The sequence below is a fragment of the Dokdonella sp. genome, assembly GCF_039926425.1.
GTDB lineage: Bacteria > Pseudomonadota > Gammaproteobacteria > Xanthomonadales > Rhodanobacteraceae > Dokdonella_A.
Window position 1 is genome coordinate 1 of the sequence record NZ_JBDSWZ010000086.1, and the last position, 12,018, is coordinate 12,018.

At 64.8% G+C, this 12,018-nt stretch carries 11 protein-coding genes and 1 pseudogene; 4 read left to right on the forward strand and 8 right to left on the reverse strand.

From position 1 onward, the window contains the following. Nucleotides 1-208, forward strand: a pseudogene (locus tag ABIV12_RS05435) (octaprenyl-diphosphate synthase); the annotation flags it as partial. 397 nt (nt 209-605) lie between these two features. Here the strand turns inward: ABIV12_RS05435 and ABIV12_RS05440 are convergent. Beyond that, entirely contained in the window at nt 606-1,067 is a 462-nt protein-coding gene (locus ABIV12_RS05440; protein ID WP_348057038.1) for a low affinity iron permease family protein, read from the reverse strand. Between the two features lie 6 nt (nt 1,068-1,073). Further along, the gene (locus ABIV12_RS05445; RefSeq protein ID WP_348057040.1) at nt 1,074-1,892 is read right to left on the reverse strand and encodes a dienelactone hydrolase family protein; all 819 of its coding nucleotides are present in this window, start codon (nt 1,890-1,892) and stop codon (nt 1,074-1,076) included. 119 nt (nt 1,893-2,011) lie between these two features. Between ABIV12_RS05445 and ABIV12_RS05450 the strand changes: the two genes are divergently transcribed. Next, nucleotides 2,012-2,464, forward strand: a complete 453-nt coding sequence (locus ABIV12_RS05450; protein WP_348057042.1) for a cytochrome c — start codon at nt 2,012-2,014, stop codon at nt 2,462-2,464. 129 nt (nt 2,465-2,593) lie between these two features. On the opposite strand, the gene ABIV12_RS05455 is transcribed toward ABIV12_RS05450, so the two are convergent. The 5 genes from ABIV12_RS05455 to ABIV12_RS05475 all read right to left on the reverse strand — a co-directional run bounded on the left by ABIV12_RS05455 (nt 2,594) and on the right by ABIV12_RS05475 (nt 9,256). Next, a complete protein-coding gene (locus ABIV12_RS05455) occupies nt 2,594-3,262 on the reverse strand; it encodes a cytochrome b/b6 domain-containing protein (RefSeq protein ID WP_348057044.1) in 669 nt (222 codons plus the stop codon). 98 nt (nt 3,263-3,360) lie between these two features. Beyond that, the gene (gene murD / locus ABIV12_RS05460; RefSeq protein ID WP_348057046.1) at nt 3,361-4,800 is read right to left on the reverse strand and encodes a UDP-N-acetylmuramoyl-L-alanine--D-glutamate ligase; all 1,440 of its coding nucleotides are present in this window, start codon (nt 4,798-4,800) and stop codon (nt 3,361-3,363) included. Beyond that, a complete protein-coding gene (murL, locus tag ABIV12_RS05465) occupies nt 4,787-6,166 on the reverse strand; it encodes a UDP-N-acetyl-alpha-D-muramoyl-L-alanyl-L-glutamate epimerase (protein WP_348057048.1) in 1,380 nt (459 codons plus the stop codon). The genes murD and murL overlap by 14 nt, the downstream gene beginning before the upstream one ends. Further along, a complete protein-coding gene (locus ABIV12_RS05470) occupies nt 6,153-6,623 on the reverse strand; it encodes a hypothetical protein (RefSeq protein WP_348057050.1) in 471 nt (156 codons plus the stop codon). The genes murL and ABIV12_RS05470 overlap by 14 nt, the downstream gene beginning before the upstream one ends. Then, a complete protein-coding gene (locus tag ABIV12_RS05475; RefSeq protein WP_348057058.1) occupies nt 6,620-9,256 on the reverse strand; it encodes a bifunctional aspartate kinase/diaminopimelate decarboxylase in 2,637 nt (878 codons plus the stop codon). Before ABIV12_RS05475 ends, ABIV12_RS05470 begins: the two co-directional genes overlap by 4 nt. A 198-nt stretch (nt 9,257-9,454) precedes the next feature. Between ABIV12_RS05475 and ABIV12_RS05480 the strand changes: the two genes are divergently transcribed. Further along, nucleotides 9,455-10,357 carry a PhzF family phenazine biosynthesis protein gene (locus ABIV12_RS05480; protein ID WP_348057052.1) on the forward strand — a complete coding sequence of 301 codons (903 nt, stop codon included), beginning with the start codon at nt 9,455-9,457 and terminating at the stop codon, nt 10,355-10,357. Between the two features lie 44 nt (nt 10,358-10,401). Next, complete coding sequence (locus tag ABIV12_RS05485; RefSeq protein ID WP_348057054.1) at nt 10,402-11,748, forward strand: amino acid permease; 1,347 nt, start codon at nt 10,402-10,404, stop codon at nt 11,746-11,748. Nucleotides 11,749-11,752: 4 nt separating this feature from the next. Here the strand turns inward: ABIV12_RS05485 and ABIV12_RS05490 are convergent. Further along, the coding region (locus ABIV12_RS05490; RefSeq protein ID WP_348057056.1) for a type II toxin-antitoxin system RelE/ParE family toxin at nt 11,753-12,018 on the reverse strand (266 nt) is incomplete at its 5' end.

Consider the following 12,018-nt stretch of genomic DNA (forward strand, 5'->3'; position numbering starts at 1 on the left):
ATTGCGCGCGGCGATCCAGGCGGGTGGGCTCGACGCGCTCGACGACGTGCTGAAGGCGATCCGCACGACGGGAGCGCTCGACGCATCGCGCGATCGCGCCAAGGCCTATGCCGAGGACGCGCGACAGGCGTTGACCAGCCTGCCGCCGTCCGATGCGCGCGATGCTCTTGCGTTGCTCGCCGACCACGCGGTGGATCGCACGCGCTGAGCGCGCACGGATCGGGCGTCGAGAGGCCCATCGCGTTTGCAGTGCAGAGCGATTCCCGCCTTTGCGGGAATGACGTCTTTGAGGGGTACGGTGCGAACGACTGCGATGAGGCGCCGTCCGGAAGAAAGCACTTGCCAACGACTGCGTTGAGGAGCCAACCGGAAGAAGGGCTTGCGAACGACTGCGTTGAAGCGCCGTCCGAACGTTGGGGTTGACGTGCAATCCAAACGGAAAGGTTGATGAGCCGTCTGGACGATGTCGTTCACGCGAGATCGGCACACGCCGATGACCGGCGCAAGTCCGACGTTCCGACGAGGACAGTCCCCACATGGACGTCATTCCCGCGAAAGCGGGAATCGCTCGACCAGCGGCACACTGCGCGAATGTACCGGTGGCGCTACTTCGGCGTCCTCACAGCCTTCTTTGACGGCGGCGGGTCGTCGTCCTTGTCCACGTCACCGCAGCCGACATCCACGCCGCCGGCGTCGATGTCGTCGCGCGCCTTCTTTGCGAGCTTGCGGTAGCGGCCACGGATCAGGTCGAGCTCGTCGTCTTCCAGCTCCTCCAGATCGAGCAGCGCGTTGTGCGCGCCATTCAACGCACGGATCAGCTCGTCCATCTTGATGTGCATCGCTTCGGAATCGCGGTTCTGCGTGTTCTGGATCAGAAACACCATCAGGAACGTGATGATCGTGGTGCCGGTGTTGATCACCAGTTGCCAGGTGTCGCTGAAGCCGAACAGCGGTCCCGAAATCCCCCACACGACCACGATCGACGACGCCAGCACAAAGGTGATCGGCTTGCCGGTCGCACGTGAAGCACCACTCGCGAAGTTCTTGAATGCAGTGGCCAGCCTCATGACGGATCAGCCCGGCTTGTGGTGTGCGTCGGCGTCGGCCTTGCCGAAGACATCGTGGAAGAACAGGTTCATCTGCTCGAACGCCCGACGGGCGACGGGCGCGTCATAGAGGCAACCCGGCACGGAGTTGTCGGCGGTCGGGATCGCGAAGCAATGCACCGCGCCGCCGAAGATGAAGAATTGCCAGTCGACCTTCGCCGCGCGCATTTCCTGCTGGAATGCGGCGATCTGCTCGGGCGATTCGAACCTGTCGTCCGCGCCATGCAGCACCAGCACCTTGGCCTTGATGTTCTTCGCCATCGACGGATCGTCGGTTGCGAGGTTGCCGTGGAAGCTGACGACCGCCGCGACGTCCGCACCGCTGCGCGCAAGGTCCAGTGCAGTGGCGCCTCCAAAGCAGAAACCGATCGCTGCCCAATGCTTGCCGTCGAGCGGTGCCTTGCCCACTTGTGCCTTCAATTGATCGAGCGCGCCATTGATGCGCGCACGCAGGTCGCTGCGGTTCTTGTACATCGCGTCCGATGCCTTGCCCGCTTCGTCCGCGGTTTTCGGACGTACGTCCACGCCATACACATCGGCGACGAGAATCACGTAATCCGTTCCGGCGATCTGCTTCGCCAGGTCGATCTGCTTGTCGTTCATGCCCATCCAGTCCGGCGTCATCACGATGCCCGGTCGTGGCGTGCGCACGGCCGAGTCGTAGACAAGGACGCTCTGCATCTTCTTGCCGCCCACCTCGTAGGAGATTGGACGCGTGACCATGGCCGCGTGCAGCGGCGCGGCGGCGAGTGAAACAAGGGCGATGGCGAGCAGGCGTGTCAGCATGGCGATGGATTCCCGTGGGCTCGAAGAGGTCGCATGATAGCGCCGTCGATGGGCGTCAAAGCCGCCGCAGGCTGAACGGGCCACTGCTACACTCATTCCGTACCGAATGGAGATCTCCGATGCGCGTCGTGAAACTGAGCCTTGCACTTGCTGCCACCTTCTCCGCGGCCTTCGCGACCGCGGCAGTCAAACCGGAAGCGGCCATCAACTACCGGCAAAGCGTCTACAACGTGATCGGCTGGAACTTCGGGCCGCTCGCACAAATGATGAAAGGCAAGACGCCGTGGGACGCCGCCGAATTCGCGCGGCACGCCGATCGCATTGCGTTCCTCGCGCCGCAACTCCTTGAAGGATTTCCCGAAGGCTCCGACAAGGGTGCCGAAACCGAGGCGAAGCCGGAGATCTGGAAACACATGGACGACTTCAAGGTGAAGATGGACGACTTCGTGAAACAGTCACGGCTGCTCGCCGACGTCGCCAAGGGTGGCGACGAAGCGAAGATGAAGGAACAGTTCAAGCAGACGGCGGGCGCGTGCAAGGCGTGCCACGACAAGTACCGCAAGGAGGAATGATCGAAGCGCTGCTTTCGTCTTGTCGGGCGCACGCGCTTGTTCGGTCCGCCCGCTCCGATCAATGACGTTCGTTTCGCATGCGCCGCGCGACAAACCTTCGATGAAGGCGGACGCGCGAGCGATTCGGACCTACGCGGCTTCTCCCCACGCAACCAGCGCCCACACCGCAGCGGCGCTCATCAAAAGCAGCACGACCGCACGCCACACCGAAACGAAGCGCAACGCAGGTACTCCATCGACCGGCGCGCATCCGTCGAACATCGGCGCGACGAGATTCTCCTTGCGCCAGCCGTAATGCAGGGCAACCGCACAGACATGCAGCGCGATCAGCGCGAGCAACAGATAGCGGGTGGTGTGATGCAGGCTCGTCATCAGTGTGATCGCCGCATCGGACACGCGTGCGACGAGTGGACCGTCTTCGGTGACGTCGTCGGTCGTGAACAATCCACTGACTGCCTGCAGTGACACCAGAGCCAGCATCACCAGCACCGACCATCCACCCAGCGGATTGTGCCCGGCCTTGCGCCTGGCATCGCCGCTGATCAGTCCGCGCAAATAGTGCAGCACGACGAACGGATTGCGCACGAAGTGGGAAAACCGGCTCGTGTCCGATCCGAAAAAGCCCCACAGCACGCGAAACACGATCAACGCCAGCGTCGCGTAGCCGCACAGGTAGTGCCACTGCATCGACAACAGACCGAACTGCCCGGTCGCGTACTGAAGCGCGATCAACGCGACCAACACCCAGTGGAACAAGCGGGTCGGCAGATCCCAGACACGCACCACGGTTGCGGACATGGGTGGGTTGGAACGGGTCGGCTCATGCATGGCCGCGAGCATACCAGCGGCGCGCAGCCGTTCGGCCGAGCACCAGCAACCGAGGCCGGGCAGATGCGTCAGGCGATGCCGAGTCCGTCGATCATGCCGATCGTTGCGGGATCGAATCCAGCCATGCGCGCGAATGCGCAGCCTCGCTCGACGTAATCCTTGAACTGGTCGAAGCTTGGCGCGCCCGGTGACAGCAGAACGACGCCACCGATGGGGGTCGCCGCAATCGCAAGCGGTAACGCATCCTCAAGAGTGGCGGCCGATTCGAGTCGGTGGTTGCCACCTGCCAGGTTCAGGCTCGCACGAATCCGCTCGCCGTTTGCACCCATCGTGACGATCGCATGGGGAGGCGCCTCGCGCATGGCCTGAACAAAAGGGCGCCAGTCGAGACCGCGATCGTATCCACCGACCAGAACGGTCACCGGACGATCGCCGAAACTCGCCAGCGCTTCGAGCGTCGCCTGCGGCGTCGTCGCAATGCTGTCGTCGACGAACACGCGGCCGTCGCGCTCACCGAGCATCTGCAGCCGATGGGGTAGCGGATTGAAGGACCCGATCGCCGCTGCCGCACCGATGGCGTCTTCGCCCGCCGCCTCGATCGCCGCCAGCGCGGCGCAGGCATTCATCGCATTGTGCAGCCCTGGCAAGGGCGACTCATCGATCTCGAACACGCGCGTGGATCCGCGCATCACCGCCCCATCGGAAACATGCCAGCCTGCAGCCGTGCCAAACGGAAACAGTCGCGGATGGGCCGCCAACCGCGACTGCAATTCCGGTTGCAGCGCGTTGACGACGAGCGTCCGCGACGCGTTTGCGAGGGTGAGCTTGTCTTCGGCGTAGCGTTCACGCGAGCCATGCCAGTCGAGATGCTCTTCGTAAAGGTTGTTGACGATGCCGACTTCGACGGCTCCCGCATCGCGCGTCTGGAAGCTCGATAATTCGATCACCCACCAGTCCGGCTCCTGTGGCGGATCGAGCAGTTCGAGCAACGGCAGCCCGATATTGCCAGCCAGCGCAACGCGTCGCCCGAGAGAACGGAGCAGATGCGCGATCAACGCGCTGACCGTGCTCTTGCCCTTGGTGCCGGTCACCGCGATGACACGGGATTGCGGATGCTCGGCAAACCACAGTGCGGTGCCGGAGGTGAAGTGCGTGCCGTTGTGGCGCGCCTCGAGAATCTCGGCTCGGTACGCGCTGATGCCGGGGGACTTGATGACCAGATCGAACGCCGACAACGCGGCGCCATCGGGCGGGTCCGTTTCGATGTGCACGGCATCGCGGCTGAAGCCGCTCCCGCCATCACCCACCACGCTATTGCCCGGCTTCGGTGCGAGCGGCGTCAGCCGCGATGTTTCTTCAATTCCGAACAGCCGCGCTTCCTCCTCGCTACAGAAAAGCGTCGGCATCAGTTCAGGCGCGCGTGCATGCAACGCCGCCAGCGCCGCCCTTCCCTCGCGGCCAAGCCCCCATACCGCGACCGTCCGGCCAGCAAGTTCAGCGATGCGCATCGACAAACCGCACAAGGCGCGGCGGGATCCGGTGCTCGCCGGTGGCGCCGAGCAAATCGTCGAGTGTCGCTCCACCCGGATCGAGCTGCGGCGCTATGTCGTCGGCAAAGCGCGCGACGACCGCGTCTTCCCGCCACTCCGCGCGAGCGGCCAGGGCGTGCATCGCCGCGCGCGACTCGGCGCCTTCGCCGACGCATTCAAAGGGTTTGTGGTCGCGGTATTCCATCAGCGCATCGAACGCGGGTGCCAGATCGAGGTCGTCGAGCAGGTTGCGCCCGAAGATCGCGAGCAACCGGGGTTTGGGCATGAAGGGCCCAAGCGCGAGGAACACGAAATGGCATTTCGGACACTGGCCGCACCAGCGATCCGCCGGCTTCGGGCCAAGAATGCGGAAGTTGCGGTTGCAACTGGAGAACACGTCGTCATAGCGCGTCGAGCGCGCGAAGCGCTCGGCCACGGCAAGCTCGGAGAGCGGCCGCAGCAACGAGAAATAGTCGAGCGCCGGATCGACACTGGCCTTCAGCAGGTCATGGAACGCGCGCTCGAAGTCCCAACTCTTGCTCCACTGGTGATTGACCGGCTGGCCATCGTATTCAAGTGTTGCGCTCGATGCGGAACGTTCGTTGGAGAACGCGATCGCATCGAAGCCGTACAGCACCGCAGCTACCGCAAGGATCGCCGAGTTGATCGCGGTCACCGGGATGTGCCCGTTGTAGGCACCCTCCCGGTTGTATTCGAACAGCAGTGGCGACAGTTCGCGGCCAATGTTGAGCATCGGCAACCCGGTGCGCTCCGCGCAAGCGGCGATCAGCGGCGAGTTGCCGACCCACACCGCGGTGGCATCTTCCCCGGCCGCTTTGAGCATCTCCACGCTCACCAGCGAATCCTTGCCCCCACCGATCGGCACGAGGGTGCTCCACGGCGCGTTCGTGGGAGCGGCTTCAGCCGCGATGCTTTCCAGCGCCGCAAGCTGTGGCCGCATCGCGGCTGAAGCCGCTCCCACCGGAAACTTGATGTTCCCGCGCAGGTCGAGTTTGTTGTGGTACGCGAACTCGCCGAGCCCGTGCAGATACAACGTGTCGAGAAATGACGCGGTGGACCCATCGACCGAACCCTGTTCGACGCGGATCTGTGCCGGCACGCCGGCCTTGTAGTAGCTGACGCCGGCGACAAGGTGCAGCAGATCGAGCGCGGCATCGAACGCGGGCACGCGGTCGGGCGCGATCGCCGGCGCGTGCGGAAACGCGATGCGCTCGATCAGTTCCGGACCGTCATCGAACGCATACACAAGCGACGCGACGCCGCCGGCAAAATCGCGCCGGATGAAACGGAAGGTCCGTGCGGCGCGCGGGTCAGGCAACGGCATGGCCAAGCTCCTTGCGACGCAACGCCGCGATCCAAGTGGCGAACAACGCGGTCGCGGGAAATGTCACGAGCCCGACCGGCATGATCGACATCACGAAAAAAAACAGCGATTGCAGCAGCAGGTCCGATGGTCGCCCAGTGCCGGCTGCTTCGCGCCAGCCGCCGAGCGACAGCACGAGCGCCGCATCCAGAAGGACGCCGAACAGTGCATGCGTGATCGCCGCCATGCCGATCCCGGCAAGCCATGCACCTTGACCGGCTCGCGCGCGTCGATCGAGTGCGCGCCAACGCAGCAGTGCGGCGACTTGCGCCGACAGTGCAGCGAGACCCCCGACGACTGCCACGACACCCCATGCACCCGCCGCATTGGACCGGTACACGAGGAGGCACCACGCACTCGCTGCGACCAACGGTGCCAGCAGGGCAACCAGATGCAGGATCACTCGTGCGCGGCTCACACGATGATCTCCACCGCGGGCGCACGCAGGTTGTAGTGCGATGCCATCACCGCACCATACGCACCAGCTTGCGCGATCAGCAGCACGTCGCCTTCACGACATTCGGGCAATCGGCGGTTGTTGCCAAGTACGTCGCCGCTTTCGCAGATCGGGCCGACTACCTGCACCATCGTTCCGGGCGGATCGTCGAGGTGCGTAAGATTCACGATCTCGTGCCACGCTTCATAGAGCGCGGGACGGATCAGCGAATTCATGCCGGCGTCGATACCGACGTAATGCACGCTGCCCTTGCGCTTGGTTTGCGTCACGCGCGCGAGCAGCACGCCAGCATCCGCGACGAGGTAGCGCCCGGGCTCCATCCACAACGCGAACTGCGGATAGGCGCGCCTCACTTCGGCCAATGCATCACCGAGCGCAGCGAGATCGAGCGCCGCTTCATCGGGACGCGACGGCACGCCGAGTCCACCGCCGATGTCGAGCGACTTGATGCGGCTGAACCCCTCGGCAACGCTCGCCAGCTGCGCGTACACCGAACGCCAGTGGGTTGCGTCGAGAATGCCGGAACCGAGGTGCGCGTGCAGGCCGGTGATGCGCGCGCCGGCGTTTCGCGCGAGCGTGCGGAATTGATCGACCTGGTCGAGCGACACGCCGAATTTCGACGCGGCGCCGGTCTTGACCTTGTCGTGGTGACCACGACCGCTGCCGAGGTCGATGCGCAGGTGAATGTCGCGATCGGCAAACAGGCCACCCCACTCGGCAATCGGATGCAGCGCGTCGAGCGTGACATGCACGCCGGCTCGAAGGGCCGCCGCGTATTCCTCGCGTGGCGCAAAGTTCGGCGTAAACAAAATACGGTCGGCTGCCAGCATCGGCAGCGCTGCCTGAACCGCTTCGACTTCCGCAAGGGAAACGCACTCGAACGCGAACCCTTCCTCATGCAGCGCCTTGAGAATCGCCGGGTGTGGATTGGCTTTCAGCGCGTAGTGCCAACGATCCACAGACGACAGCGCACGCAGGGATCGCGCCTGCGCACGAACCTGCGCCAGCGAATACACGTAGCAGGGCGATGCGCGGGTTGCGATGTCGAGCAACGTCGCCCGTTCAGCGCGCCACCAGCCCGGGCGCGGCGAATCCTTCACGTCGTCTCCAAGCTCACGCCAACTCGGCCCGAAGACCGCGCCGTCTTCCACACGCAGCGCGTCGGAGCGGATCAGCAACGCATGCAGTCGCGGAATGAGATCGTCGGCGAGCGACTCGTCGATGACGAAGGTGAGATTCAGATTGTTCGACGACTGGCTGATCAGATGCACGTCGAGCGCACCGAACTCGGCCAGCACGGTCGACAGCCGGTGCAACTGCGCGCGCATGCCGCGACCGACCAGCGTGATCGCCGCGCACGGCGCAATCACCTTCACGCGGCAGATCTTCGCGAGGTCCGATGCGAGCGCAGACAGCACATCGGAATTGACCAGGTTCTCACTCGGATCGAGTGACACCGTCACGTTTGTTTCGGCCGAACCGATCAGGTCGACCGAGAGTCCATGCCGCCTGAACTCGTTGAACACGTCGGCGAGAAAGCCGACCTGTTGCCACATGCCAACGCTTTCCATCGACACCAGAGTGACGCCCTTGCGCGCACTGATTGCCTTGACGCACGGCGCCGCGTCGACCGCCGATGCACGGATTTCAGTGCCTGGCAGATGCGGGCGATGCGTATCCTTGATCGCGAGCGGCACGCCAGCGCGGCGCAGCGGACCGATGGCGCGCGGATGCAGCACCTTTGCCCCGGTTGTCGCGATTTCCTGCGCTTCCTCGTAATCGAGCCGCGCGAGCAGGCGCGCGTCCGGCACCACGCGCGGATTCGCACTGAACATGCCCGGCACGTCGGTCCAGATCTCGACGCATTCGGCTTTCAGCATCGCACCGAAATAGCCGGCCGACGTATCCGAACCGCCGCGTCCGAGCACCACGGTTTCACCGTCCGGATTTCTCGCGATGAAGCCCTGTGCGATGAACACATCGCCGCGCGTGGCGAGTTGTTGTGCGAACGCGGCGTCCGGCACGGCTGGCACGGTCGCCGACAAGTAGTGCGACCATGCCGTCTGGTTCGCCAGCGGCTGTGCGATCAGATGGTCGCGCGCGTCGAGCCAGTTCGTCGCAAGGCCTTGCATGTTGAGGAACGCCGCGCCGAGCGTGCTCGACATCAATTCGCCGAGCGCAAATACGTCGGCCTGCCACGGCGACGTTGCCTCGCGACGTCGCGGATCGGCGATCAGCTGGTCCAGTCGCGCCAGCCAGCCATCGATTGCGTTGCGCGTCGGCAACGCGAACTCGCGGTGCAATGCATGATGGCGTTCGACGATCAATGCGTGCGCTTCGCGACACGCCGCGTCGTCATCACGCGCTTCGGCAATGCGTTTGAGCAGGTCGGTGATGCCGGACAGTGCCGACACCACGATCAGCACGTTCCGCCCGCGCGCATGATGCGCAGCTGCGATGCGTGCGATCGTTTCCCATCGCGCTCGCGACGACACGCTGGTGCCGCCGAATTTCGCGACGACCCACGGTCTCGGCGCCGGCGCGCTGCTTGAACTCAACGGATGTCCTTCCTGCGGATGCGCATCGGCACGCATTCTTTCGTGCATTGCAGCAGAACGCAATGGAATGCCGCGCCGATGGACAATTCGTGACGAAATAGGGGCGAGTTCGCCAACGAGCGAGCACTGGTCGCACTGCGGATCACGCGTCAGAATGGCTGTCGCTGGACGCTGGAATGACGCCCGACCCAGCGTGCAGACGAACACAACGATGACGCCAGCGAGCGATTCCGAATGAGCACAGCCAAGCCCCGCAGCCGTCCGTTTGCACAGATCGATGTGTTCACCGCGCGAGCCGGCTACGGCAACCCGGTGGCCGTCGTATTCGACGCGGACGACCTCGACGCCGTCGCGATGCAGCGCTTCGCTGCGTGGACCAATCTGTCCGAAACCACGTTCGTGCTGAAGCCGACGACGACAGCGGCCGATTTCCGGTTGCGTATCTTCACGCCACGCCAGGAATTGCCGTTCGCCGGTCATCCAACCGTCGGCACGAGCTACGCCGTGGTCGAGGCGCGTGCGGAACTCGGCGGTCGCAACGCGCTCGTGCTCGAATGCGCCGCGGGACTGCTTCCGGTGCGCATCGAAGGCCACGGCGCGCAGCGCCGGATCTTCGTGCAGTCGCCTGAAGCCGGAATCCTCCCGTCACGTTCCGGTTCGGGCACCGACATCGCCCACGCACTCGGCATTGCACCGTTGCCAGATCCCGCTTCCTGCGTGGTCGACGTCGGACCGCGCTGGTTGATCGCGCAGATGACGGATGCGGCCACGGTTCGTTCGTTGCGCCCCGACTTTGCGCGCGTTGCACTGCTCACGGCGCAGCATGGCGACGCGGTCGGCGTTGCGGTGTTCGGTCGCGAACGCGATGGCGACCACGCGATCGCCGTGCGCGCATTCTGCCCCGCCGACGGCATTCCCGAAGACCCGGTGACCGGCAGCGCCAACGCGGCGATCGGCGCGTGGCTCCACGCCACGGGCGGTCTCGATGCACTCGGTCATCGCTACCGGGCGAGCCAGGGACGCGAAGTCGGTCGCGACGGCACCGTGGAAGTCCAGGTCGATCCCGCCAGCGGCCGCGTCATGATCGGCGGCCACTGTGTAAGCTGTATCGCCGGCCACGTCGTCGTCGGCCACTGACGTTTCGCCCGCATGTCCGACCTGCCTTGGGGAGATGGCTCCGCATGAATGATCCGGCCCTCGCCGATTCTGCTCAACCCGCCGTTGGATACGCGCGTCGACTCAATGCCTGGGACGCGGCGATGGTCGTCGTCGGCGGCGTCATCGGCTCCGGGATTTTCGCGACGCCGGCCGCCGTTGCGCGCCAGACCACGTCGAGCCACGAACAACTGCTGGCGTGGGCGATCGGCGGCGTGATCGCGCTGATGGGCGTGCTCTGCTACGCCGAACTCGGCACCCGTCGACCGAACGCGGGTGGCGGTTACGTCAACCTGCGCGAAGCATTCGGGTTGATCTTCGCGTTCGTCTACGGCTGGAACCTGCTGGTGGTGAACCATTCCGGCTCGATCGCCGCGGTGGCGACCGCATTCGTCGAATATGGCGCAGCGGCCGTCGGCACCCGTGTCGCCGACCCGCGGCCATACGCGATCGGCGCCATCGTTTTTCTCACGGGCATCAACTGGTTCGGCATCCGTGCCGGTTCGCTCACGCAAAACATCCTGACGGTGCTGAAACTGCTCGCGATCGCTGCGCTGATCGTCACCGGTCTCGTCGCACAGGGCGCGCCACCCCTCATCGCAGCGCCGGCGCCGGTCAACCCGCTCGCGTTTGGCGGCGTTCTGTTGCCGGTTCTGTTTTCGTACGGCGGCTGGTATTACGTCAACGACATTGCCGGCGAGATCCGCGAGCCGCAGCGCACGCTGCCGCGCGCGTTGTTCTTCGGCATGCTGCTGGTCGCTGCGTGCTACCTGCTGGTCAACCTGTCCTATCTCGCGGTGCTCGGCCACGACGGCCTCGCAGCGAGCACCGCGCCGGCCGCCGATGTGATGCGCCACGTCTTCGGCGAAGCGGGTGCGCGGATGATTGCCGCCGGCATCGCGATCTCGATGCTCGGCTTCTGCAACATTTCCATCATCGGGGCCGCCCGCGTCTTTCAGGTGATGGGTGCGGACGGCGTGTTCTTCCGTTCCGCCGCGCGCATCGATCCACGCTGGCGTTCACCGAACGTCGCAATGGTGATGCTCGCGTTCTGGTCATGCGTGCTTGCATGGTCGAGCACGTTCGACCAGTTGCTCAACTATTCGACCGTCGGCGACTGGCTCGGCATGGCCGCGGTGATCGCCACGCTGTTCTGGTATCGCAGCGTTCGCTCCTCGGAACCGGCCCCGTTTCGTGTTCCGTTCTATCCCGTGTTGCCGGCGCTGTTCATCGGGATCGTGTTGTGGATCGTCGCGGTGACGATCTGGCAGCATCCGGGGGACGCCGGCATGGGCGCTTTGATCACCGTGGCGGGACTGCCGGTCTATTTTATCTGGCGCTGGCTGGGGACGCGTTCGGGCGCGACTGCCTGAGTCGTCAGACCGTTTCTCGCTGATGCCGCAGCGCGAGCACCAGCGCCGCATCCGATTCGGCGTCGTAACGATACAGTGCGACGTAGCCGCTGCGACCGCGCGAGATCATCAACTCGCGCAATCCGTGCTCGACCTTGCGACCCACCAGCGCGTGATCGCGCAGGATGGCGAGACCTGAAATCAGCAGCTCGGCGGTTGTGGCAGCGGCGGATGGATCGCTTTCGATCAGGAAAACCGCGAGGCGTTCGATGTCGCGGAACGCGCGAGGCG

Bases quoted from the DNA above. Each gene is read 5' to 3' on its own strand.
- ABIV12_RS05440 (WP_348057038.1), bottom strand. From the start codon at position 1,067: ATGAGGCTGGCCACTGCATTCAAGAACTTCGCGAGTGGTGCTTCACGT.
- ABIV12_RS05445 (WP_348057040.1), bottom strand. From the start codon at position 1,892: ATGCTGACACGCCTGCTCGCCATCGCCCTTGTTTCACTCGCCGCCGCG.
- ABIV12_RS05450 (WP_348057042.1), top strand. From the start codon at position 2,012: ATGCGCGTCGTGAAACTGAGCCTTGCACTTGCTGCCACCTTCTCCGCG.
- ABIV12_RS05455 (WP_348057044.1), bottom strand. From the start codon at position 3,262: ATGTCCGCAACCGTGGTGCGTGTCTGGGATCTGCCGACCCGCTTGTTC.
- murD (WP_348057046.1), bottom strand. From the start codon at position 4,800: ATGCGCATCGCTGAACTTGCTGGCCGGACGGTCGCGGTATGGGGGCTT.
- murL (WP_348057048.1), bottom strand. From the start codon at position 6,166: ATGCCGTTGCCTGACCCGCGCGCCGCACGGACCTTCCGTTTCATCCGG.
- ABIV12_RS05475 (WP_348057058.1), bottom strand. From the start codon at position 9,256: ATGCGTGCCGATGCGCATCCGCAGGAAGGACATCCGTTGAGTTCAAGC.
- ABIV12_RS05480 (WP_348057052.1), top strand. From the start codon at position 9,455: ATGAGCACAGCCAAGCCCCGCAGCCGTCCGTTTGCACAGATCGATGTG.
- ABIV12_RS05485 (WP_348057054.1), top strand. From the start codon at position 10,402: ATGAATGATCCGGCCCTCGCCGATTCTGCTCAACCCGCCGTTGGATAC.